This window comes from Streptosporangium sp. NPDC006013 (assembly GCF_040614275.1).
Taxonomy (GTDB): domain Bacteria; phylum Actinomycetota; class Actinomycetes; order Streptosporangiales; family Streptosporangiaceae; genus Streptosporangium.
In genome coordinates, this window is the sequence record NZ_JBEXUE010000079.1 from 1 (window position 1) to 20,074 (window position 20,074).

At 71.2% G+C, this 20,074-nt stretch carries 22 protein-coding genes; 14 read left to right on the forward strand and 8 right to left on the reverse strand.

Annotated features, from left to right (window positions below; translation table 11 throughout):
* Nucleotides 1-136: 136 nt before the first annotated feature.
* Nucleotides 137-685, reverse strand: coding sequence for a Clp protease N-terminal domain-containing protein (locus ABZ260_RS14930; protein WP_355617013.1), 549 nt, complete (start codon nt 683-685; stop codon nt 137-139).
* A 2-nt stretch (nt 686-687) separates the two neighbouring features.
* Nucleotides 688-915, reverse strand: coding sequence for a helix-turn-helix domain-containing protein (locus ABZ260_RS14935; protein WP_355617015.1), 228 nt, complete (start codon nt 913-915; stop codon nt 688-690).
* Nucleotides 916-1,014: 99 nt separating this feature from the next.
* Between ABZ260_RS14935 and ABZ260_RS14940 the strand changes: the two genes are divergently transcribed.
* Complete coding sequence (locus tag ABZ260_RS14940; RefSeq protein WP_355551652.1) at nt 1,015-1,377, forward strand: DUF2203 domain-containing protein; 363 nt, start codon at nt 1,015-1,017, stop codon at nt 1,375-1,377.
* Nucleotides 1,378-1,401: 24 nt separating this feature from the next.
* On the opposite strand, the gene ABZ260_RS14945 is transcribed toward ABZ260_RS14940, so the two are convergent.
* The gene (locus tag ABZ260_RS14945) at nt 1,402-1,812 is read right to left on the reverse strand and encodes an organic hydroperoxide resistance protein (protein WP_350957725.1); all 411 of its coding nucleotides are present in this window, start codon (nt 1,810-1,812) and stop codon (nt 1,402-1,404) included.
* Between the two features lie 80 nt (nt 1,813-1,892).
* Here ABZ260_RS14945 and ABZ260_RS14950 point away from each other — a divergent pair, with 80 nt between their 5' ends.
* Both ABZ260_RS14950 and ABZ260_RS14955 read left to right on the forward strand, forming a co-directional pair.
* On the forward strand, nt 1,893-2,324 hold the full coding sequence (locus tag ABZ260_RS14950; RefSeq protein ID WP_355617017.1) for a MarR family transcriptional regulator: 432 nt from the start codon (nt 1,893-1,895) through the stop codon (nt 2,322-2,324).
* The gene (locus ABZ260_RS14955; RefSeq protein ID WP_350927393.1) at nt 2,321-2,683 is read left to right on the forward strand and encodes an MmcQ/YjbR family DNA-binding protein; all 363 of its coding nucleotides are present in this window, start codon (nt 2,321-2,323) and stop codon (nt 2,681-2,683) included. Before ABZ260_RS14950 ends, ABZ260_RS14955 begins: the two co-directional genes overlap by 4 nt.
* On the opposite strand, the gene ABZ260_RS14960 is transcribed toward ABZ260_RS14955, so the two are convergent.
* Entirely contained in the window at nt 2,667-3,593 is a 927-nt protein-coding gene (locus tag ABZ260_RS14960) for a hypothetical protein (RefSeq protein WP_355617020.1), read from the reverse strand. The genes ABZ260_RS14955 and ABZ260_RS14960 overlap by 17 nt on opposite strands.
* Nucleotides 3,594-3,840: 247 nt before the next feature.
* Here ABZ260_RS14960 and ABZ260_RS14965 point away from each other — a divergent pair, with 247 nt between their 5' ends.
* The 5 genes from ABZ260_RS14965 (at nt 3,841) to ABZ260_RS14985 (ending at nt 9,191) form a co-directional block, all read left to right on the forward strand.
* The gene (locus tag ABZ260_RS14965) at nt 3,841-5,049 is read left to right on the forward strand and encodes an LLM class flavin-dependent oxidoreductase (protein ID WP_355617022.1); all 1,209 of its coding nucleotides are present in this window, start codon (nt 3,841-3,843) and stop codon (nt 5,047-5,049) included.
* Nucleotides 5,046-6,371, forward strand: coding sequence for an NtaA/DmoA family FMN-dependent monooxygenase (locus ABZ260_RS14970; RefSeq protein ID WP_355617024.1), 1,326 nt, complete (start codon nt 5,046-5,048; stop codon nt 6,369-6,371). Before ABZ260_RS14965 ends, ABZ260_RS14970 begins: the two co-directional genes overlap by 4 nt.
* Nucleotides 6,368-7,441 carry an LLM class flavin-dependent oxidoreductase gene (locus tag ABZ260_RS14975; protein ID WP_355617026.1) on the forward strand — a complete coding sequence of 358 codons (1,074 nt, stop codon included), beginning with the start codon at nt 6,368-6,370 and terminating at the stop codon, nt 7,439-7,441. The genes ABZ260_RS14970 and ABZ260_RS14975 overlap by 4 nt, the downstream gene beginning before the upstream one ends.
* Nucleotides 7,438-8,565 carry an LLM class flavin-dependent oxidoreductase gene (locus ABZ260_RS14980; protein WP_355617028.1) on the forward strand — a complete coding sequence of 376 codons (1,128 nt, stop codon included), beginning with the start codon at nt 7,438-7,440 and terminating at the stop codon, nt 8,563-8,565. The genes ABZ260_RS14975 and ABZ260_RS14980 overlap by 4 nt, the downstream gene beginning before the upstream one ends.
* A 254-nt stretch (nt 8,566-8,819) precedes the next feature.
* Nucleotides 8,820-9,191, forward strand: a complete 372-nt coding sequence (locus tag ABZ260_RS14985; RefSeq protein ID WP_355617030.1) for a VOC family protein — start codon at nt 8,820-8,822, stop codon at nt 9,189-9,191.
* Between the two features lie 220 nt (nt 9,192-9,411).
* Here the strand turns inward: ABZ260_RS14985 and ABZ260_RS14990 are convergent, their stop codons facing one another.
* Together ABZ260_RS14990 and ABZ260_RS14995 are read right to left on the reverse strand one after the other, a co-directional pair.
* Nucleotides 9,412-10,569, reverse strand: coding sequence for a cation:proton antiporter (locus tag ABZ260_RS14990; protein ID WP_350927405.1), 1,158 nt, complete (start codon nt 10,567-10,569; stop codon nt 9,412-9,414).
* An 8-nt stretch (nt 10,570-10,577) separates the two neighbouring features.
* Nucleotides 10,578-11,060, reverse strand: coding sequence for a cation:proton antiporter regulatory subunit (locus ABZ260_RS14995; protein WP_355617032.1), 483 nt, complete (start codon nt 11,058-11,060; stop codon nt 10,578-10,580).
* A 167-nt stretch (nt 11,061-11,227) separates the two neighbouring features.
* Here ABZ260_RS14995 and ABZ260_RS15000 point away from each other — a divergent pair, with 167 nt between their 5' ends.
* From ABZ260_RS15000 to ABZ260_RS15020, 5 genes are all read left to right on the forward strand, one after another.
* Nucleotides 11,228-12,058 (forward strand): ABC transporter permease, encoded by an 831-nt coding sequence (locus tag ABZ260_RS15000; protein ID WP_355617034.1) that lies wholly within the window; start codon nt 11,228-11,230, stop codon nt 12,056-12,058.
* Nucleotides 12,031-12,816, forward strand: coding sequence for an ABC transporter ATP-binding protein (locus ABZ260_RS15005; RefSeq protein WP_355617036.1), 786 nt, complete (start codon nt 12,031-12,033; stop codon nt 12,814-12,816). Before ABZ260_RS15000 ends, ABZ260_RS15005 begins: the two co-directional genes overlap by 28 nt.
* Nucleotides 12,813-13,811: an ABC transporter substrate-binding protein gene (locus tag ABZ260_RS15010; protein ID WP_355617038.1), complete on the forward strand. Its 999-nt coding sequence runs from the start codon at nt 12,813-12,815 to the stop codon at nt 13,809-13,811. Before ABZ260_RS15005 ends, ABZ260_RS15010 begins: the two co-directional genes overlap by 4 nt.
* A gap of 49 nt (nt 13,812-13,860) precedes the next feature.
* Nucleotides 13,861-14,967, forward strand: a complete 1,107-nt coding sequence (locus tag ABZ260_RS15015) for an LLM class flavin-dependent oxidoreductase (RefSeq protein ID WP_355617040.1) — start codon at nt 13,861-13,863, stop codon at nt 14,965-14,967.
* A 61-nt stretch (nt 14,968-15,028) separates the two neighbouring features.
* Nucleotides 15,029-16,207 (forward strand): saccharopine dehydrogenase NADP-binding domain-containing protein, encoded by a 1,179-nt coding sequence (locus ABZ260_RS15020; protein ID WP_355617042.1) that lies wholly within the window; start codon nt 15,029-15,031, stop codon nt 16,205-16,207.
* Between the two features lie 91 nt (nt 16,208-16,298).
* Here the strand turns inward: ABZ260_RS15020 and ABZ260_RS15025 are convergent, their stop codons facing one another.
* Nucleotides 16,299-17,174 carry a TetR/AcrR family transcriptional regulator gene (locus tag ABZ260_RS15025; RefSeq protein ID WP_355617044.1) on the reverse strand — a complete coding sequence of 292 codons (876 nt, stop codon included), beginning with the start codon at nt 17,172-17,174 and terminating at the stop codon, nt 16,299-16,301.
* 82 nt (nt 17,175-17,256) lie between these two features.
* Between ABZ260_RS15025 and ABZ260_RS15030 the strand changes: the two genes are divergently transcribed.
* Complete coding sequence (locus ABZ260_RS15030; RefSeq protein WP_355617046.1) at nt 17,257-18,981, forward strand: right-handed parallel beta-helix repeat-containing protein; 1,725 nt, start codon at nt 17,257-17,259, stop codon at nt 18,979-18,981.
* Nucleotides 18,982-19,352: 371 nt separating this feature from the next.
* Here ABZ260_RS15030 and ABZ260_RS15035 read toward each other — a convergent pair whose 3' ends face one another.
* Nucleotides 19,353-20,051, reverse strand: coding sequence for a TetR/AcrR family transcriptional regulator (locus ABZ260_RS15035; RefSeq protein WP_355617048.1), 699 nt, complete (start codon nt 20,049-20,051; stop codon nt 19,353-19,355).
* Nucleotides 20,052-20,074 lie beyond the last annotated feature (23 nt).

A 20,074-nucleotide genomic window follows, 5' to 3' on the forward strand; every position in this document is an offset into this window, starting at 1 on the left:
CCTGCCACGTGCGTGTCGCCGTGGCGGGGAACGAGTTGGAGGTCGAGGTGACCGACGATGGGCGCGGGGTCCTTCCGGGCGCCGTGGTCGGGCCGCGCGCTTCTACGGGATCGAGGTCTGACCGTGCTGGACCCGCTCAGGCGGACCGGTGCAGGAAGCCGATGCTCGCGGCGAGGCCGCGGAGGTCGATGCCGAGGCGGTGCAGGATGGAGACCGAGGCGTTCGAGCCGTCGGCCAGCAGGCCCTTGAGCAGGTCCTCCCCGGTCACCCCGGAGTGGCCGCCGGTGCTGAAGGCGACCTCGACGACCTTCCTCGCCCTCGCGGTGAGGGGCAGGTCCCCGGCCGGGCCGCTGAGCACCACGTTCAGCGGGCGCAGCCGGGAGCGCGACAGCCGCCACGCCAGGGGGTCGTCCCGCCGGGAGGGCAGACGCCGCCTGATCTCGTCCAGGTCGACGCCGATGGCGGCCAGCAGCTCGCGGTCGCCCATCAGGCCCCGTGCCGCCTCGCGCTCCCCGATCTCCGCGCGGACCGCCTCCGGGCTGACATCGAAACCCGCCGCGGGCCATGACTCCGCCAGGGCGAGCAGGAGCATGTCCTCGTCGAGCGTGGTGCGGCCGTGGTCGAGTGCCAGCAGCCCGGCCCGGACCGTGGTCCGCCGGGCCTCGGGGGTGAACCTCGCGAACATTGTCAGCTCCCGCCGTCGATGATCCGGTGTGCGTGCTTGCGGTGCGCCGTCTGCCGTCTGACGCCGAGCGCCGCGGCGATGGCCTCCCAGGACGAGCCCCGGGTCCTGGCCTCGATGACGTGCGCCGCCTCCAGCTCCTCCAGGAGCCTGCGCAGTGCCGCCACGGCCGCCAGCGCCGCCACCGGGTCCTCGCCGTCGACGGCCTCGGAGAACTCGCTCAGCGATCCCATGTTGTCAGCATAAGCTGACGGATTCACTTTTGTCAGCTTATGCTGACAACATTCCTGGCCCCCTGCACGCTTCGGGCCGGGACACGCTAGCGTGCAGGGGTGGATGGGACCTTCACCGTCGAGGAGGCGCGGGCGCTCATGCCCGCGCTGCTGGAGCGGGCCGCCGCGTTCGTGACGATGCGGGGAGAACTGGCCGAGCTCGCGTACGAGCTCCGCAGCACCGGCACCTCGGAAGCCGGCGGGCTGGCCGAGGCGAAGGCGTACGAGGCCAGGCTGGAGGAGATCCTCGGCTGGTTCGAGGAGCGGGGCGTCGAGGTCAAGGGCGTCGCGCCCTTGCTCGTCGACTTCCCCTCGGTGCTCGACGGGGTTTCGGTGCGGTTGTGCTGGCTCGAAGGAGACCGCGACCTGGCCTGGTACCACCGCGACGAGCTGGGCTTCGCCGGTCGCCGGCCGCTTCCCTGATCGTGGGTCTCCTCCAGGGCGCGATTACTCGATCACCAGGTTGACCGGGATGTTGCCACGGGTCGCGTTGGAGTAGGGACAGACCTGGTGGGCGGCCTCCACGAGGGCGGTGCCGGTCTCGCCGTGCAGCTCGTCGGGCAGCTCGACGCGCAGCGTCACCCCGAGCGCGAAGCCCTTGCCCTCCGGGTGGAGGCTCACCTCGGCGGTCACCGACGCCTCGGAGACGTCGGCCTTCTCCCTCCGGCCGACCAGCTGGAGCGCGCTGGCGAAGCAGGCGGCGTAGCCGGCCGCGAACAGCTGCTCGGGATTGGTGCCCTCGCCGGAGCCGCCCATCTCCCGTGGCGGCGCGAGGGTCACGTCGAGGCGCTTGTCGGACGAGACCGCCCGGCCTTCCCTGCCGTTGGCGGTGGCGATGGCGGTGTAGAGCGTACTCATCGGGATCCCCTTCTCGATTTTGGACAACTCAATTGTGTGCAATTTAGTTGGCAACAGTCAAGTTCGGTATAATCAGGATCATGAAGATCTCTGTCGAGAACCTCGTCTGTTTCGACGTGCACGCGGCCTCGCGGGCGCTGGACGCGGTCTACCGCAGGGTGCTGAGCGAGCTGGGCCTCACCTACCCGCAGTACCTGGTGATGACGGTGCTCTGGGAGCGCGGGCCGGTGACGGTCAAGGAGCTCGGTCTCACGCTGCGGCTCGACTCGGGCACCCTGTCGCCGCTGCTGAAGAGGCTGGAGGCGGCGGGCCTGGTGGGCCGCGAGCGCAGCGCCTCCGACGAGCGCTCCGTGCTGGTACGGCCCACGCCTGAGGGCGTCGAGCTGGGGGAGCGGGCGTGCGACGTCCCCGGCCAGATCTTCGAGGCCGCCGGGCTCACCCCCTCGGAGGTCCTCGACCTGCAGCGGACCCTGCGCCGGGTCATCGCCTCCCTCGACGAGTCGTCGCGATGATCACGGCCGACGATGTGCGCCGCGTCGCCATGGCGTTGCCCAGGACCGAGGAGAGGCTCGTCAGGGACCGGGTGACGTTCCGGGTGGGCCGGATCGTCTACGCCGCGATCTCGCCCGACGAGACCTCGATGGGATTCGCCTTCCCCAAGGAGGAGCGGGCCGCGCTGATCGCGTCCGCGCCGGAGACGTTCCACATGCCCCGGCCCTCCGACGAGCGTTACAACTGGGTGCGGGTCCGGCTCGCGGCGATCGACGCGACCGAGCTGCGCGAGCTGGTCGAGGACGCCTGGCGGATGGTCGTGCCCAAGCGGGTCGCGGCCGCCCACTTCGGGGAGCCGGTGGTCAGGAGGTCCCGCTGAGATGGACCTCCCGGGCCAGCTTCGTCGTCTGGCCGGTGGAGCGCTGCCAGGTGGCCCCGGCCGGGTGGGCGGTCAGCAGGACCATGATCCAGCGCTCCCCGGGGCCGACCAGGCCGGTGCTGTGCAGTACGGGACGGCCCAGATCGGGCACGGGACCGGCCCCGGCGGGTGCCGCCGTGGTGCCCCCGCTCGGTGCGGTGGCGCCCAGGGCCACCGGAGCCGGAGAGGCGGAGGTGAAGGCGGCGGAGGCGGTGCGGGTGGCGGGAGAGGTCGCCGGGCGGCAGCGGACCGGGGGGGTGGAGCCATACCCCGACCAGCCCTGCTTGACCGCCCACGGCCCGCGCACCCCGCGAGGGATGCCGAAGTACTGGTCGAAGCCGTCGGAGCCGCACTGCCCGGCCCTGCGCAGGTGGCCCAGGATCAGAGCGCTGACCTTGGGGTCGGCCCGGTCGAGCAGGTAGCGGTAGGTCTTGACGACGTCCATCGCGCTGAGCGAAGTATAGCCCCAGAAGCCTGGTTTGTCGGCCGGTGGGGGAGCGGTGTCGGTGAGTTGTAGCTTGCGTGCCATCCGCTGGATGATCCTTCCCTGACCGCCTCTGCTCCAGAAGGAGGTCGCGGCGGCGTCGTCGCTGACCCGCAGCATGACCTTGAGCAGCGCCAGGTCCTTCTTGGAGACGCCGCTGTGCGACTCCAGATGGTCGATCGCGATGAGGATCTTCACCACCGACGCCGACCGGAACCTCCGATGCGCGTTGCGGTACTCGGTCACCTTCGCGGTCTGCCGGTCGAAGACCACGTAACCGGCGGTCACCCCGGCCGGGACATGCGGCTTGCCGCGGGCGGCGGCCGAGGCCGGAGTGTGGGCCGCCAGGAGGGGGAGGGCGGTCGCGAGGACCGTCAGCAAACGCATCACGGGACAAATGCCTACCAGATCCCGGCGTCGGCGGCAGGAGGACGGCCTCTGGGAGGGATCGCTCCGGGGCGTTCCGTGCAGGTCCGTGCCATGGAGGTTCCGCCGGAACCCGCTCCTGGAGATCCACTCCGAGCCGCGGCTCCCGGAAGCGTGCCTCGGGGCACGCCGGGCCTGCCGGTCGATCTCTCACGATATAACCAACTAAACATGTAGAGATTACGGGTTTTAATGTTACTGTCGTTGTATGTCGGCAGTTCCCCTGCATCTCGCCGTCGCTCTCGACGGCGCCGGATGGCACCCCGCGGCCTGGCGCGATCCCGCCGCCTCCCCGAAAGCCCTGTTCACCGCCGCCTACTGGGCCCAACTGGTGGCCGAAGCCGAGCACGGCCTGCTCGACTTCGTCACCATCGAGGACTCCCTCGCCCTGCAGACCACTCTTCTGGACGGCCACGACGGCCGTGTCGACCAGGTGCGCGGCCGGTTCGACGCCGTCCTGGTGGCCTCCAGGATCGCCCCCCTGACCAGCCGGATCGGGCTGGTGCCCACGGCGACCACCACGCACACCGAGCCCTTCCACGTCGCGAGCTCCATCGCCACCCTTGACTACGTCAGTACCGGGCGGGCCGGATGGCGCGCCCAGATCTCCGGGCGCCGCACCGAGGCGGCCCACTTCGGCCGCCGGGAGGTTCCCGAGCTCCGCCCCGAGAACCTCGGCGACCTCGACAAGGCGGACGTCGTGCGGGAGCTGTTCGCCGACGCCGCCGACGCCGTCGAGGCCGTGCGGCGCCTCTGGGACAGCTGGGAGGACGACGCGGTCATCCGCGACGTGGCCACCGGCCGGTTCGTCGACCGGGACAGACTCCACTACGTCGACTTCGAGGGGACGAGCTTCACGGTCAAGGGGCCCTCCATCGTGCCGAGGCCGCCCCAGGGGCAGCCGCTGGTCACCGCGCTGGCCCACTCCCGGCTCCCGTACGAGTTCGCCGCGCGCGGCGCCGACGTCGTCTACGTCACGCCACACGACAGTGAGCAGGCGCGGGCCATCGTGCGCGAGGTACGTGAGATCTCCGGGCAGGTGCGCGATCCGGCCGCGGAGGAGCTGAGGATATTCGCGGACCTCGTCGTCCTCCTCGACGACGACGCGAAGGGCGCCCGCGAACGCAGGGCACGGCTCGACGAGCTCGACGGCGCCACGTACACCTCCGACGCCGCGATCTTCACGGGTACCCCGGGAGAGCTCGCCGACCTGCTCCTGGAGTGGTGCGCGGCCGGGCTGCAAGGGTTCCGGCTCCGGCCCGCCGTGCTGCCGACCGACCTGACCGCGATCACCCGCGGCCTGGTGCCCGAGCTGCGCGGACGCGGCGCCTTCCGCCACGCGTACGAGGCCGGCACGCTCCGCGGCCACCTCCACCTGCCCCGACCCGCCAGCCGCTACGCAGGGAGCCGACGATGAAGCAGGTCATCCTCGCCGCCCACTTCCCGGGCGTGAACAACCACACGGTCTGGAGCGATCCGGCCTCGGGCAGCCAGATCGACTTCGCCTCCTTCGTCCACCTGGCGCGGACCGCCGAGCGCGGCAGGTTCGACTTCTTCTTCCTGGCCGACGGGCAGCGGCTGCGCGAGCAGCGCGGCAGGATCCACGACCTCGACGTGGTCGGCCGCCCCGACTCGCTCACCGTGCTCTCGGCGCTGGCCGCGGTCACCGACCACCTGGGCCTGGCCGGGACCGTCAACGCCACCTTCAACGAGCCGTACGAGCTCGCCCGCAAGCTCGCCACCCTCGACCACCTGTCCGGCGGCCGGGCCGGGTGGAACGTCGTCACCTCCTCCGACGCGTTCACCGGCGAGAACTTCCGCAGGGGCGGCTTCCTGGAGCACTCGCAACGCTACGAGCGGGCCGAGGAGTTCGTCCGGACGGTCCGCGAGCTCTGGGACTCCTGGGCCACCGGCGACCTCGTCGCGGACCCGGCGACGGCCACGTTCGCCAGGAGGGAGGCCGGGGAGTTCGCCCACCGGGGCACCCACTTCGACATCGGCGGCCACTTCACCGTGCCGCGCGGCCCGCAGGGCCGCCCGCTGACCATCCAGGCCGGAGACTCCGAGGGCGGCAGGGCCTTCGCGGCGGCCACCGCCGACGCCGTCTTCTCCCGGCACAGCAGGCTCGAAGAGGGGCAGGCCTTCTACCGCGACATCAAGTCGAGGCTGGCCGCGCACGGCAGGTCCCCCGACTCGCTGAAGATCCTCCCCGGTGTCACGTTCGCGCTCGGTGACACCGACGCCGAGGCCCAGGAGAACGCCGACCACATCCGCCGCCAGCAGGTCAGCCCGCAGACCGCGATCCTGCTGCTCGAGCAGCTGTGGAACCGCGACCTGTCGGCCTACGACCCCGAGGGCCCGCTGCCCGAGATCGACCCGGACGTCTCGGAAGACTCGATCATCAAGGGCCGGACCCGGATGTCCAGGGACCCGCTCGCCACGGCGGCGGAGTGGCGGGCCCTGGCCGAGTCCAAACGGCTCGGCATCCGCGACCTGGTCATCGAGGTGACCGGCAGGCAGTCCTTCATCGGCTCGCCCTCGCGCGTGGCCGAGGAGATCAACGAGTTCGTGCAGAGCGACGCCGCCGACGGCTTCATCCTGGTGCCGCACCTCACCCCCGGTGGCCTGGACGACTTCGTCGACAAGGTCGTCCCGCTGCTGCAGGAGCGCGGAGTCCTCCGCGCGGAGTATGAGACCACCACGCTACGCGGCCACCTGGGGCTGGAGGAGCACCGTTGAAATTCCTCGCCATCACCCTCATCGTCCACGGCCCCAACCCCGTCACCGGTGAGCTCAAGTCGACCAACGCGCGCCTGCGCGAGGTGGTCGAGAACGCCGTGCTGGCCGAGGAGCTCGGTTTTGACGGCTTCGGCGTCGGGGAGCGGCACGAGCGCCCGTTCATCTCCTCCTCCCCGCCGGTCGTGCTCAGCCACATCGCGGCGAAGACGTCGACGATCAAACTGTTCACCGCGGTCACCACGCTGAGCCTGCTGGACCCGGTACGGGCCTACGAGGACTACGCCACCCTCGACCACCTCTCCGACGGCCGCCTGGAGCTCATCATCGGCAAGGGCAACGGAGCCGCGCAGGCCCAGCTCTTCCACGTGACCGGCGAGGACCAGTGGGAGCGCAACCGGGAGGGCTACGAGCTGTTCCGCCGCCTGTGGCGGGAGGACAGGGTGACCTGGTCCGGTAGGTTCAGGCCGTCCCTGACCGACGCCGAGACCTGGCCGCGCCCGCTGCAGCGGCCCATCCGCGTCTGGCACGGCAGCGCCACCAGCAAGGAGTCGGTGGACCTCGCCGCCCAGTACGGAGACCCGCTGTTCTCCGCCAACGTCAGCAACCCGGTCGAGCCGTACGCCGAGCTGATCCGTTACTACCGGGAACGCTGGGAGTTCCACGGTCACGACCCCGCCGACGCCCTGGTGGGAGCGGGCACCGCCGGGTACTACGCGGCCAGGAACTCCCAGGACGCGATCGAGACCTACCGGCCGATCTTCAACGCCAGGCTGGAGCTGTTCAAGAAGGTCGGGGTGGACCCGGTCTTCCACACCCTGGAGGACGCGATCGAGCGCAGCTCGATCCTGGTCGGCAGCCCGCAGCAGATCATCGACAAGGTGCACCGCTACCACGAGCGGCTCGGGCACGAGGTCATGCACCTGCACGCGGACGCGGACGGCCTCACCGACAAGCAGCACCGGACGGCACTGGAGCTCTTCCAGAGCGACATCGCCCCGGTGCTGCGCGCGGAGATCCCCAGCAGACCGTTCCCCCGGTACGAGAGCGCGCGGGACGGGGTGCGCTCATGACCTCCCTGTCCGTCCTCGACCTGGCCCCCGTCCCGTCCGGTGGCACGCCGGGCGACGCGCTGCGCAACACCCTGGACCTGGCCAGGCGGGCCGAGGAGTTCGGCTACCTCCGCTACTGGGTGGCCGAGCACCACTTCGCGTCCGGCGTCGCCAGCGCGGCCCCGGCCGTGCTCATCGCCCTGGTGGCCGCCGCGACCAGCACGATCAGGGTCGGCTCGGGAGCCGTACAGCTCGGGCACCAGACCGCGCTGTCGGTGGTCGAGCAGTTCGGTCTCATCGACGCGCTTCACCCCGGCCGGGTCGACCTCGGCCTGGGCCGGTCGGGCCAGCGTAAGGCCGAGTTCGCCGAGCTGGCGAAGAAGGCCCCGCCCGCGCCGAGGCCCGCCAGGGTCGTGGACGGCCTGCTCATCCCCGAACCCTTCTCCTTCACCGCGCTCGCGAGGTCGCCGCTGCTCTCCCTGTACGGCTCGCTGCTCCAGCAGCCCGGCGCGGAAAGCCCTGACTTCGCCGACCAGGTGGACGACATCGCGGCGCTGATCGCCGGCACCTACCGCTCCCCGGAGGGGGTGGCCGCGCACGCGGTGCCCGGCGAGGGCGCGGACCTGCGGCTGTGGATCCTGGGCAGCAGCGGCGGGCAGAGCGCGCAGGTGGCGGGGGAGCGGGGGCTGCCGTTCGCGGCGAACTACCACGTCAGCCCGTCCGGCGTGCTGGAGGCTGCGGAGGCGTACCGGGAGGCGTTCAAGCCCTCGGAGATCCTGGCGGAACCCCACCTGATCGTCTCGGCGGACGTCGTGGTGGCCGAGGACGACGAGAGGGCCCGCGAGCTCGCCTCCCCGTACGGGCTCTGGGTCCGCAGCATCCGCAGCGGTGCCGGGGCGATCCCGTTCCCGACACCGGCGGAGGCCGCGGCCCACGAGTGGAGCCAGGAGGACCGCGCGCTGGTCGCCGACCGGCTGGACACCCAGTTCGTCGGCTCCCCGCGTACCGTCGCCGAGAGGCTGCGCGTCCTGCGTGACGTCACCGGCGCCCACGAACTGCTCGTCACCACCATCACCCACGACCACGCCGACCGGGTCCGCTCCTACGAACTGCTCGCCGAGGAGTGGTCGAGGCTCGTCGCCTGAGCCCGAGACGGCCTGCCGGGCGGACACCGTCCCGGCGCGCCCAAGGCCGGGGAGGCCGCCCGTACTCGGCCTCCCCGGCTTCCTGCACCCGGCACCCGGTGGCGGCCACGGCCGCCGCCGAAGATATTTCCGGCGTGATGTCGAGAACGCGTCGTCGACTCCGACGTCCCAGGTGAGACGCTCCCGACGAGGGCGTCCTGAGATTCGCCGCCGGAAGAGAACCGCCCCGTGCCGGGTGCGGGAAAGGACAAGACATGAAGAGCTCTGCCCTCGGCAGCATCCTGCTCGGTAGCGTCGACCCCGTCAGGCTCCACGCCTGGTACCTCGCCGCGCTGGCACCCGAGCACTTCGGAGACGGCTTCATCGACTTCGGCGGTGTCCGGGTCCTCTTCGAAAACCGCACCGACGTCGCTCCGGCGACCGCCGAGCCCGGTCGGGTGATCTTCAATTTCCACGTGGCGGACGCCCGTGCCGCAGCCGCGCACCTCGACGGCCTGGGGGCGACCTGGCTGGTGGAGGTCGAGCGGCGGGACGCCGGGCTGTTCGGCACGCTGGTGGACCCGGACGGCAACTACATCCAGATCATCGAGCTCAGCGAGGAGTATCTCGCCGCGGCGGGGCGATGACCTGTCCGGCGGACGGGGTGTGACCTTCGAGCGCTATAACGGCTTCACGCAGGACGACAGGGGCGTCATGCGGGAAGGCGGCCCCTGCATCGCTTGGTTCAGGGACCCCGCCGGCAACGTCCTGTCCGTGCTCCAGGACAGGTAGGAATGCCCGTGGGCCCGGCCGCGTCCGTCGCCGCGGCCGGGCCCACGTATCAGGTCGGGTATCAGGTCGGGCGCGTCAGGCGCGTTTGGCGATGGCGGTGATGAAGGGCTGCATGATCCGGGCGGCCAGCGGGCCGAACGCGGCGAGGATGAGCACGTAGGCGGCGGCCAGCGGGCCCAGGTCGGGATGGACCCCGGCGGCCACCGCGAGACCGGCGATCACGATGTTGAACTCGCCCCGGGGGATGAGCGCGATTCCGGCCCGAGCCTGTCCGGCTCTGGCGATACCCGCCCGGTGGGCGGCGTAGGCGCCGGTGAGCAGCTTCGTGATCATGCTGATCACGGCGAGGAGCACGGCCAGCCCGGCAACCGGGAGAATCTTGGTCGGATCGGTCTGAAGGCCGAAGAAGACGAAGAACACCGCGGCGAACAGGTCGCGGATCGGGGTGAGCAGCTCCTGGGCGTCCTCGGCCAGCTCGCCGGAAAGGGCGATGCCGACCAGGAAGGCGCCGACCGCGGCCGAGACCTGGAGCTGCTGGGCCACCCCGGCGACCAGCAGCGCGAGACCGATGACCTTCAGCAGCAGCACCTCGGAGTTGGGGCTGGAGACGAACGCCTCGATGAACCTGCCGTAGCGGAGCGCGACCAGCAGCACGACGCTGACCGTGCCCAGTGCGATCGCCACGGCGATCGCACCGCTGGCGAAGCTCAGCCCGGCCAGCACCGCGGTGAGGATCGGCAGGTAGACGGCCATCGTCAGGTCCTCGAAGACCAGCAGCGACAGCACCACCGGTGTCTCGCGGTTACCGATCCACCCCAGGTCGGACAGGACCTTGGCGGTGATGCCGGAGGAGGTGGCGTAGGTGACACCGGCCATGGCGATGGCGGCCACCGGCCCCCAGCCCAGCAGCAGCGCGGTGATCGCGCCCGGCGCGGCGTTGAGCACCAGGTCGACCACGCCCGCGCGGGCGTTGCCCTTCAGGCTCGTCACCAGCTCGGAGGCGTTGTACTCCAGGCCGAGGGTGAGCAGCAGCAGGATGACGCCGAGCTCGGCGCCGACGGAGGTGAACTCCTCGCTGGTGGCCAGGGGCAGGATGCCGCCGGTGCCGAAGGCCAGTCCGGCGATGAGGTACAGGGGGATGGGCGAGATGCCGACTTTGAGGGCCAGTGCGCCGAGGATGCCGAGCCCGAGAAGGACAGCACCGAGCTCAAGAAAAAGAATAGCCGTGTGCACCAGGTTTCCTACCCGCCGGACAGGATGTCGGAGACGGCGGAGGTGCTCTCCGGGCTGCCCACCACGACCACCACGTCGTTTCCGAGCAGCCCGAAATCAGGGGCGGGGCTGGCGAACACCTGGCCCTCGCGAACCACGGCCACGATGGAGGCGCCGGTGCGGGTGCGGACGCGCGCGTCACCCATCGGCCGGCCGGCGTACGGCGAACCGGGCGCGATCGGCAGTTGCAGGCTGACGAGCCCCTCGACCTCGCTGTGCAGGGCGTTGAGGCGCTGCACGATGCGCGGGGCGCCGAGCAGTTCGGCGAGCGCGTCGGCCTCCTCGTCGTTCAGTTTTATGGTCTCGCATGCGCGGTCGGGATCATCCGGGTCGTACAGCACCAGGTCACGGCGGCCCGTGCGGTGAGAGACGATTCCTATTCGCCTGCCTGACCGCGTCGTGAACTCGTGCCGCAGTCCTATACCTGGCAGTGCCGTCTGCTCGACCTCCACCGTGCCAGCTCCTTGCGTGTGTATGACTGATTCTCTTGCCAGGAGAACCTACCAACTCGGGCTTTGTCGAGTGACGCCGAGCATAACCGGTATTACCGATTGACTTTGTGGGTTATTTGGCCGACGATGGGCGGGAACCGAGCCCCCAGCCACGAATGAGGTCTTCCGTGCCGGCTCCCGTCGTCGACGTGGGGGCGCCGCAGCGGGCCGCGCGAACGCGGTCACGTGCGCCCCTGCCCTCCGCCGCCGTCTGGCAGCGCCTTGCCAGCCCCCTGGTCATCGTCGTCGTCTGGCAGGTCGCCAGCGCCGCCGGACTTCTCCCGGGGCAACTCCTCGCCTCGCCCGTCAAGGTCCTCACCACCGCCGCCGGGCTCGTCGGAGAGGGAGTCCTGCCCGAGGCGATCGCCGTCTCGCTCCGGCGGGCTGCGATCGGCTTCACCCTCGGCGCGGTCGCCGGGATCGGCCTGGCCCTCGTGGCGGGGCTCAGCCGCATCGGCGAGAACGTCGTCGACCCGCCGCTGCAGATGCTGCGGGCGCTTCCGCTGTTCGGCCTGATCCCGCTGTTCATCCTCTGGTTCGGGATCGGCGAGACGCCCAAGGTGGCGCTGGTCGCCCTCGGCGTGGCCTTCCCGCTCTACCTCAACACCTTCTCCGGGATCCGCGGCGTCGACGGCAGGCTCGCCGAGGTGGCCCGGGTGCTGCGGCTGAGCCGTACGGAGACCGTCACCCACATCGTCCTGCCCGGCGCGCTGGCGCAGACCCTCGTCGGCCTGCGGCAGAGCCTGGGCGTGGCCTGGCTGGCGCTGATCGTGGCCGAGCAGATCAACGCGGACGCCGGCCTGGGACACATGATCAACGATGCCCGGGAGTTCCTGCGCACCGACGTGATCGTCGTCGGCCTGATCGTCTACGCGATCCTCGGCCTGCTGACCGACGCGCTGGTACGCCTGCTGGAGAGGAGGGCCCTGTCATGGCGGCAGAGCTTCCTGTCACGTTGACCTCGTCGCGTGCGGTGCTCCCGCTCCCCGCGGCGGCCCCGCCCCGTGCGGCGGCCCCGGTGGCCGCGGTCAGGGGACTCACCCGGGCCTTCGGGGAGCGGCGGGTTCTCGACGGGGTCGACCTGGAGATCGGCCGTGGCGAGTTCGTCGCCCTGCTCGGCCGGAGCGGCTCGGGAAAGTCCACGCTGCTGAGGGTGCTCGCGGGACTCGACCCCGGTGCCGAGGGCGAGGTCGAGGTCTGCGGCACCACCGCCGTGGCCTTCCAGGAGCCCCGGCTCGTGCCGTGGAAACGGGTCCTGGCCAACGTCGCGCTCGGGCTGCGCGCCCCCGACCCGCGCGCCGCCGCGCTGGCCGCGCTGGAGGAGGTCGGTCTCGGCGCCCTGCGCGACGACTGGCCGCTCACCCTGTCCGGCGGCGAGGCACAGCGGGCCTCCCTGGCCAGGGCGCTGGTCCGCGAGCCCGGCCTGCTCCTGCTCGACGAGCCGTTCAGCGCCCTGGACGCGTTGACCCGCATCACCATCCACCGGCTCGTGCTCGACCTGTGGGCGCGGCACCGCCCCGGCATCCTGCTCGTCACCCACGACGTGGACGAGGCCATGCTGCTGGCCGACCGTGTCCTGGTGCTCGACGGGGGCGCCGTCGCCCACGAGTCCGGGATCGAACTGCCCCGCCCCCGCCACCGCGACCACCCCGATCTCATCGCACTGCGCTCCACCCTGCTCAACCGGCTGGGCGTCACCCCGGAGGGAACCGTATGAAACGTCGTGTCACCGCGGCGATCGCCGTGGCTCTGCTGCTGTCCTTCACCGCGGCCTGCGGAGCCGGGGAGGAACAGGGCGTCCGTGCGGACGGCTCGGTCGACCTGTCACAGGTGACGCTCCGCGTCGGCGACCAGAAGGGCACGGGCCTGCAGGCGCTGTTGACCGCGGCCGGCCAGCTCGACGACGTCAAGTACAAGGTCACCTGGTCACAGTTCACCTCGGGGCCACCGATCCTGGAGGCCATCAACGCCGGTTCGGTGGACTTCGGCGCGGTCGGCAACGCGCCGCCGGTCTTCGCGGCCGCAGCCGGGGCGAAGATCTCCGTCATCGCGGTCGCCGAGAAGGGCCTCGGCGGTCAGGCGGTCGTCGTTCCCGCGGACTCGCCCATCAAGACCCCGGCGGACCTGCGCGGCAAGCGCGTCGCCGTGGCCAAGGGCAGCTCCGCCAACTTCCACCTGCTGGCGGTACTGAAGAAGGAGGGACTGGGCTTCACCGACATCCAGCCCCAGTACCTCCAGCCGCCGGACGCCCTGGCCGCGCTCTCCTCCGGCAGGATCGACGCCTGGGCCATCTGGGATCCCTACACCGCCCAGGCCGAGTCCCAGACCGGGGCGCGCGTCCTGGTCGACGGCGAGGGCTACGCCAACGGCTTCGAGTTCCAGATCGCCGGGAAGGAGGCCCTCGCCGACCCGGCCCGCACGGCCGCGCTGAGCGACTGGGTGGCGCGCATCCGCAAGGCACATCAGTGGGCCAACGACCACCAGGACGAGTGGTCCAAGGTCTTCTCCGAGCTCACCGGGCTGGACCAGGCGATCATCAGTACGGCGGTCAGGCGCAGCTCGTACCGGGACCTCAAGCTCGCCGGCGATGTCGTCGACCGCGAGCAACTCGTCGCCGACGCGTTCAGCGAGGCCAAGCTCATCCCCGCCCCCGTCACGTTCGCGGACTTCGTCGACACCAGGTTCGACGCCACCCTGGACAACCCCTCGTGACGCCCGCCCAGAGGTCCGTGCCCGGGGGATCCACGCCTGGAGGCATCCGATGAAGTTCCACTGGTTCCTGCCCACCGCCGGTGACAGCCGGGTCCTCACCGGGGGCGGCCACGGCCTCAGCAGGGGGCACGGCCGCTCCGAGGCGGCCACGTTCCGCCCGCCGGACATCGAGTACCTGGCGCAGGTCGCCCGCTCCGCCGAGCAGCTCGGCTTCGAGGCGGTCCTGACCCCGACCGGCACCTGGTGCGAGGACGCCTGGCTGGTCACCGCCGCGCTGACCCGCGAGACCGAGCGGCTGAAGTTCCTCGTCGCCTTCCGGCCAGGCTTCATGTCGCCGACGCTGGCCGCGCAGATGGCCGCCACCTACCAGCGGCTCTCGCGGGGCAGGCTCCTGCTCAACGTGGTGACCGGCGGGGAGAGCGCCGAGCAGGCCAGGTTCGGCGACCACCTGTCCAAGGACGAACGCTACGCGCGCACCGACGAGTTCCTGTCGGTCGTGCGCGGCGCCTGGAGCGGTACCCCCTACGATTTCGACGGCGGCCACTACCGCGTCGAGGGCGCGATGGTCGCCGAGACGCCCGATCCCGTCCCGGAGATCTACTTCGGCGGCTCCTCGCGGGCTGCCGGACCGGTCGCGGCCAGGCACGTGGACGTCTACCTCACCTGGGGCGAGCCCCCCGGGCAGGTGGCGAAGAAGATCGAGTGGATCCGGGAGCTGGCGGAGGAGCAGGGCCGCAAGCTCCGCTTCGGCATCCGGCTGCACGTGATCACCCGCGACAGCGAGCGCGACGCCTGGGCGGAGGCCGAGCGGCTGCTGGCCGCCATCGACCCGGCCGACATCGTCTCGGCCAGGAAGCTGCTCGGCCGTAGCGAGTCGGTCGGCCAGCGGCGCATGCTGGAGCTGCACGAGGGCTTCACCGGGGGCACCGCCCGCGACCTGGAGATCCATCCGAACCTCTGGGCCGGGGTCGGCCTCGTGCGGGGCGGTGCCGGCACCGCGCTGGTCGGCAGCCACTCCCAGGTCGCCGAGCGGATCGAGGAGTACGCCTCGCTCGGCATCGAGGAGTTCGTCCTGTCCGGCTACCCCCACCTGGAGGAGGCGTACTGGTTCGGCGAGAACGTGCTTCCCCGCGTCGCCGCGCCCGTCCAGGGGTGATCACGGCCACATCCGGCGAGCCCGTCTTGCGCGTGATCTCCGCGGGGAGGAATCTCGGTGCATGCCTGACGACCGCCCGTACGACATCGTGCTGTTCGGCGCCACCGGGTTCACCGGGGCGCTCACCGCGGAATACCTCGCGCGCAACGCCGGTCCCGCCCTCCGCTGGGCACTGGCCGGGCGCAACCGGGCCAAGCTCGAAGCGGTCAGGGACCGGATCGGCCTGCCCGAGCTGCCGCTGCTGCACGCCGACGTGACCGACCCGGCCTCCCTGGTGGAGATCGCCAGGCAGGCCAGGGTCGTGGCGACCACCGTGGGCCCCTACGTCTCCTACGGCGAGCCGCTGGTGGCCGCCTGCGCCGACGCGGGCACCCACTACGCCGACATCACCGGCGAGCCCGAGTTCGTCGACCGCATGTTCATCCGCCATCACGAGCGGGCCAGGAGGACCGGGGCCAAGCTCGTGCACGCCTGCGGGTTCGACTCCGTCCCGCACGACCTCGGCGCCTACTTCACGGTCAGGCGGCTGCCCGAGGGAGTGCCGCTGGAGGTCAGCGGCTTCGTCCGGGCCTCCGGTGCCGCCTCCGGCGGCACCGCGCACTCCGCCGTCATGGCGATCTCCCGCTTCCGGCAGACGGCCGAGGCCGCGCACGTCCGGCGCGAGCTGGAAATCGTGCCCGGGGCCGCCGCGGCCTCCAGGACCAGGAAGACGCGTGGCCTGCCCGGCCCGGTCCGCTACGTCGGAGGGTGGGCCCTGCCGCTGCCCACGCTCGACCCGCAGATCGTCGCCCGCTCGGCCCGCGCGCTGGACCGCTACGGCCCCGACTTCACCTACCGCCACCACTTCGCGGTCAGGCGACTGCCCGTCGCGCTCGGCCTCGCCGCCGGGGTGGGCGCCCTCGCGCTGCTCGCCCAGATCCCACCGGCGCGCTCCCTGCTGCTGCGCCGCTTCGCACCCGGTGAGGGGCCCGGCGTCGAGCAGCGGGCCAGGAGCTGGTTCAAGGTCACCTTCCTCGGCCTGGGCGGCGGGGCGCGCGTCGTCACCGAGGTCGCGGGCGGTGACCCCGGCTACGGCGAGACCGCCAAGATGCTCGGCGAGTCGGCGCTCTGCCTGGCGACGGACGACCTCCCGGAGGTCTCCGGTCAGCTGACCACCGCCGTGGCGATGGGCGACGCGCTGATCGGCCGCCTGGTGCGGGCGGGCATCACCTTCACGGTGCTGAGCGACTCGCGCAAGTAGGCGTCCGCTCGGGACGAGCGGCTCCCGGGTCCCGGTGTGACGATCGTGGACGGGACCGGTCGGAACCCGCTCGATCCGGGTCGCCGCCCGGTCACGGCGTGGACCGGCGACGCCTGCGATAGGCGCGCTGCTGGCAGGCCCGAGAGCAGTAGGCGCGCGGGCGACCCGCCTCCGCCCGGTCCATGCTCGTGCCACAGATCGCACACGAGGCACTTTCATCACGCTTTTCATCACGCTCGCGGACCAGTGCCGCGATGCCGTCCAGCATGCGCCGCAGGCCGAACTCAAAGGAGTCCTCCGGCTCGTCGTAGCCGCCCGCCTCCCAGACATGGGTCAGCGTGGGATAGAGGTGGAGTTTCTCGTACAGCGACTCCCTGGCGCCCCACCACTCCTCCTCGGAGACTCCCGTGTGCCGCTCGACCCTGGCGGCCTCCGCCGCCCTGGCCGCCTCGCTGTCCACGAACCGGCCGACGAGGCCCACCACGGCGACCATCTCAGCGGGCTTCAGGCCTATTCCCGCCACGGTGCCGAGCGCGTACTCGAAGTGGGCGACGGAGTTCGGGCCGGGAATGTGCCGGGTGCCGCGCACCCCGGCCAGCCAGGGGTGACGGCGGCACAGGGCCCAGCTCCCCCTCGCCCATCCCTCGAGCGCCTCGCGCCAGCCGCGCGGCGTGCCGGCCGTGTCGCCGCCGTCCGTCCCGGTCGTCGCCGCGTCACCCATCACCGCGTCGCACATCAGATCGATGAGTTGTGTCTTGCCCGGTACGTGCCGGTAGAGCGACATGCTGGTGAAGCCGAGACGTTCGCCGACCCGCCGCATCGACACCCCCTCGATGCCGTCGGCGTCGGCGATCTCGACGGCGGCGCGCACGATCACGCCGAGGCTCAGTTCCCGCCGCGGCGTGGCGTCCCGCGACTCCCGCCACAGCAGTTCGACGGTCCGGTCCGGATCCTCCTCGGGGGCCACCCGCTCTCCTCCTGCTTGACACTCGATCCAAATATCTGTTTATGCTGTATACCTGGTTTACATTATAAACGAGGAGTGCTCATTGAGCGATTTATACGTGTCTCCTGCCGGTGACGACGCCTGGCCCGGCACCCTGGAACGTCCCTTCGCCACCCTCGTCCGCGCTCGTGACCAGGCCCGTGACCAGGCCCGCGGTGCGGGCGTCGCCGTCCACCTGCTGGCAGGCACCCACCGGCTCGCCGAAACGTTCGAGCTCACCGAGGCCGACTCAGGCGTGACCTACCGGGCGCTGGGAGCGGCAGTCGTCAGCGGCGGCCACCGGGTCACCGGCTGGCGCGAGCGGGACGGCGTCTGGCTGGCCGAGGTCGGCGACCTCGACACCCGCCAGCTCTACGTCGACGGGCGCAAGGCCGAACGGGCCGCGATCGACGCGATTCCCGGGAAGGCCACCAGAACCGACACAGGTTACGTCACCGACAGCACGGCCCCGCAAAGCTGGGGCAACCCCGCCGACGTCGAGTTCGTCTTCCGCGGCGTCTACCCGTGGACGGAGGCCCGCTTCGGCGTCGCCGCAGTCGAAGGCGACGAGCACTCGACCACTGTCACCATGGCCCAGCCCGCCTTCGGCTGGGCGATCGGGCTTTACAACTCGGTGGTCCCGTGGGAGGGCGGTGGAGAATCCTACGGCCCGGGCCTGCCGACCCGGGTGGAGAACGGCGCGGGTTTCCTGACGGAGCCGGGCACCTTCGCCCTCGACAGGTCCCGCCCCGGTCACCACGTCCTGAGCTACCGGCCGCGCCCCGGCGAGGACCCCGAGCGGACGGAGGTCGTCGCGCCCGTACTGGAGACGCTGGTCAAGGCCACGGGCACCCGCGACGTCACCTTCCTCGGCATCACCTTCGCAGACGCCACCTGGCTGCGGCCGAGTCGCTCGGAGGGCTTCCTGCACTACCACGGCACCGGCTACTACGACGGCGGTCCCATCGAGAAGGTGTCGTTCGGCGAAGGAGCGTGGGTGACGGTTCCGGGGGCGTCGTCGGAGATCCCGGCGAACGTCGTGTTCGAAGGCGTCGCGCGTGTCGCGATCGAGGGCTGCCGCTTCACCAGGCTGGGTGCCACGGCCCTGCGGTTCTCCGGTGACAGCACCGACACTCTGGTACGGGGCAACGTGTTCGAGGGCGTCTGCGGCGGCGGGATCTCGATCGGCGGGGGTCACGGTGCCAGGGTCGAGAACAACTGGATACACGACGTCGGCCTGGAGTACTCAGGCTCGCCCGGCATCGCGGTGACCGGGAGTGAGAACTCCACGCTCGCGCACAACCAGGTGAACGACGTCCCGCACTGCGGCATCGTGGTCGGCGCCGGCAGGAGCACCCGGGTCCTGCACAACCTCACCTTCAACACGCTGAAGGTGCTGGCCGATGGCGGGGGCATCTACCTGTCGGGCCCGCAGGGCGACTCCCACGACAACGGCGCGGTGGTCCGCGGCAACGTCGTGCGCGACACGCTCACGCCGTACAACTTCGCCCTCTACACCGACTACGGCGCCGCCTGGGTCACCGTCGAGGGCAACGCCGTCCAGCGCGCCGACAACACGGCCACCCTGCAGGTCTGGCCACCGCTGGAAAACGTCGTCTTCCGCGGCAACTTCTGGGACGCCGACCCCGTGGGCTGGGACGACCCGCCGGAGGGCGTCACCCTGGAAGGAAACGTGACGCCGGCCGATGAGAAGGACTTCGAGGCCCGTACGGCGGGCGTCGTCGCGCGGGCGGGTCTGGAGCCCGGCTACGCCCACCTGCTCGGCTGACCACCGGTGCCCGCCCGTCGGCGAGGGTGGCGCCCTCGAAGAAACCTTTGGAATCGGAACTAGGCCCTGTCCTGTGGATCTTGCCGTGGCGAGGATCGGTCAGGTGGTGCCTCGCAAGGCGGAGGAGGGAGCCGCAGCGTGCTGCGGTGATCGACGACAACGCGGCGAGGCGCCGCCTGACCGGCCGCAGTAGGCAAAAGATCCGCAGGACAGGGCCTAGCGTGAAGGCGATCCGGACGCGGTGCTGAACGGGGTGGTCCCTGTGCTCCCAAGCGGGTGGAGGGACCGCCTCACGCGGGCATCGAGAGCGCGACGCGTGAGACAGGCGCTTCTTCGGCCGAGATCCGAAGGAACGCCCAGGAGGCGACCCCTCAGGGCGAGGCGGTGGGCATCTCGGTGAGAAGGGCGCGGACCAGCAGGCGCAGGCCGCGGGTGAACTGGTCGTCCGACGGCAGCGTCGTCAGCTCCTCTGACAGGTCGACCATGTTGGGAAACCGGTCGGCGGGCAGGCCGGCGTAGAAGTGGCGACGCCGGCGGCGTAGCTCGTCGGCGTCCTCCCTGTCCGCGTGCCCCCACATCCGGGGGGCCTGATAGCTGGAGAAGCCGAGCGCATAGGTGATCAGCAACCCGTACGCCTGGACGGTGAGCCGGTCGGACAGCCCTGCGGCACGCAGCAGGGTGAGCACCCCCTCCATCGACCCCGCGAGCGATACGTGACTCGTGTTGACCCGCGTCGACAGCAGGCGCACCACGCACGGATGGGTCCGCATCATGTCGCGGAAGGCCATGCCGCAGGCGACCAGGAGGGCCTCCGGATCGCCTGGATCGACCTGCGGGAGCCGGATGCGGCCGAGAACGTCGTCCGCCATCGCGTCGAGGATCTCGTCCTTGCTGCGGAAGTAGCTGTACAACGTCATGGTGCCGACACCGAGCTCGGTGGCGAGCCGCCGTATGGTCAGCGTGTCGAGGCTTTCGAGGTCACCGATGCGAACCGCGGCGTCGACGATCTGTTGGCGAGTCAGCGCCCGGCCGGTGTCCCGGCCACGGGGGCGTTCTCGTGCGACCATCATGCCTCCGTTGTTCTCCTCGGTAC

What these genes read in the sequence shown, in the direction of transcription:
- ABZ260_RS14970 (WP_355617024.1), top strand. Translation starts at nt 5,046, where the DNA reads ATGAAGCAGGTCATCCTCGCCGCCCACTTCCCGGGCGTGAACAACCAC.
- ABZ260_RS15035 (WP_355617048.1), bottom strand. Translation starts at nt 20,051, where the DNA reads ATGATGGTCGCACGAGAACGCCCCCGTGGCCGGGACACCGGCCGGGCG.
- ABZ260_RS14985 (WP_355617030.1), top strand. Translation starts at nt 8,820, where the DNA reads ATGAAGAGCTCTGCCCTCGGCAGCATCCTGCTCGGTAGCGTCGACCCC.
- ABZ260_RS15010 (WP_355617038.1), top strand. Translation starts at nt 12,813, where the DNA reads ATGAAACGTCGTGTCACCGCGGCGATCGCCGTGGCTCTGCTGCTGTCC.
- ABZ260_RS15020 (WP_355617042.1), top strand. Translation starts at nt 15,029, where the DNA reads ATGCCTGACGACCGCCCGTACGACATCGTGCTGTTCGGCGCCACCGGG.
- ABZ260_RS14965 (WP_355617022.1), top strand. Translation starts at nt 3,841, where the DNA reads ATGTCGGCAGTTCCCCTGCATCTCGCCGTCGCTCTCGACGGCGCCGGA.
- ABZ260_RS14930 (WP_355617013.1), bottom strand. Translation starts at nt 685, where the DNA reads ATGTTCGCGAGGTTCACCCCCGAGGCCCGGCGGACCACGGTCCGGGCC.
- ABZ260_RS14950 (WP_355617017.1), top strand. Translation starts at nt 1,893, where the DNA reads ATGAAGATCTCTGTCGAGAACCTCGTCTGTTTCGACGTGCACGCGGCC.
- ABZ260_RS14980 (WP_355617028.1), top strand. Translation starts at nt 7,438, where the DNA reads ATGACCTCCCTGTCCGTCCTCGACCTGGCCCCCGTCCCGTCCGGTGGC.
- ABZ260_RS14945 (WP_350957725.1), bottom strand. Translation starts at nt 1,812, where the DNA reads ATGAGTACGCTCTACACCGCCATCGCCACCGCCAACGGCAGGGAAGGC.
- ABZ260_RS15005 (WP_355617036.1), top strand. Translation starts at nt 12,031, where the DNA reads ATGGCGGCAGAGCTTCCTGTCACGTTGACCTCGTCGCGTGCGGTGCTC.
- ABZ260_RS14955 (WP_350927393.1), top strand. Translation starts at nt 2,321, where the DNA reads ATGATCACGGCCGACGATGTGCGCCGCGTCGCCATGGCGTTGCCCAGG.
- ABZ260_RS14960 (WP_355617020.1), bottom strand. Translation starts at nt 3,593, where the DNA reads ATGCGTTTGCTGACGGTCCTCGCGACCGCCCTCCCCCTCCTGGCGGCC.
- ABZ260_RS14935 (WP_355617015.1), bottom strand. Translation starts at nt 915, where the DNA reads ATGGGATCGCTGAGCGAGTTCTCCGAGGCCGTCGACGGCGAGGACCCG.
- ABZ260_RS15015 (WP_355617040.1), top strand. Translation starts at nt 13,861, where the DNA reads ATGAAGTTCCACTGGTTCCTGCCCACCGCCGGTGACAGCCGGGTCCTC.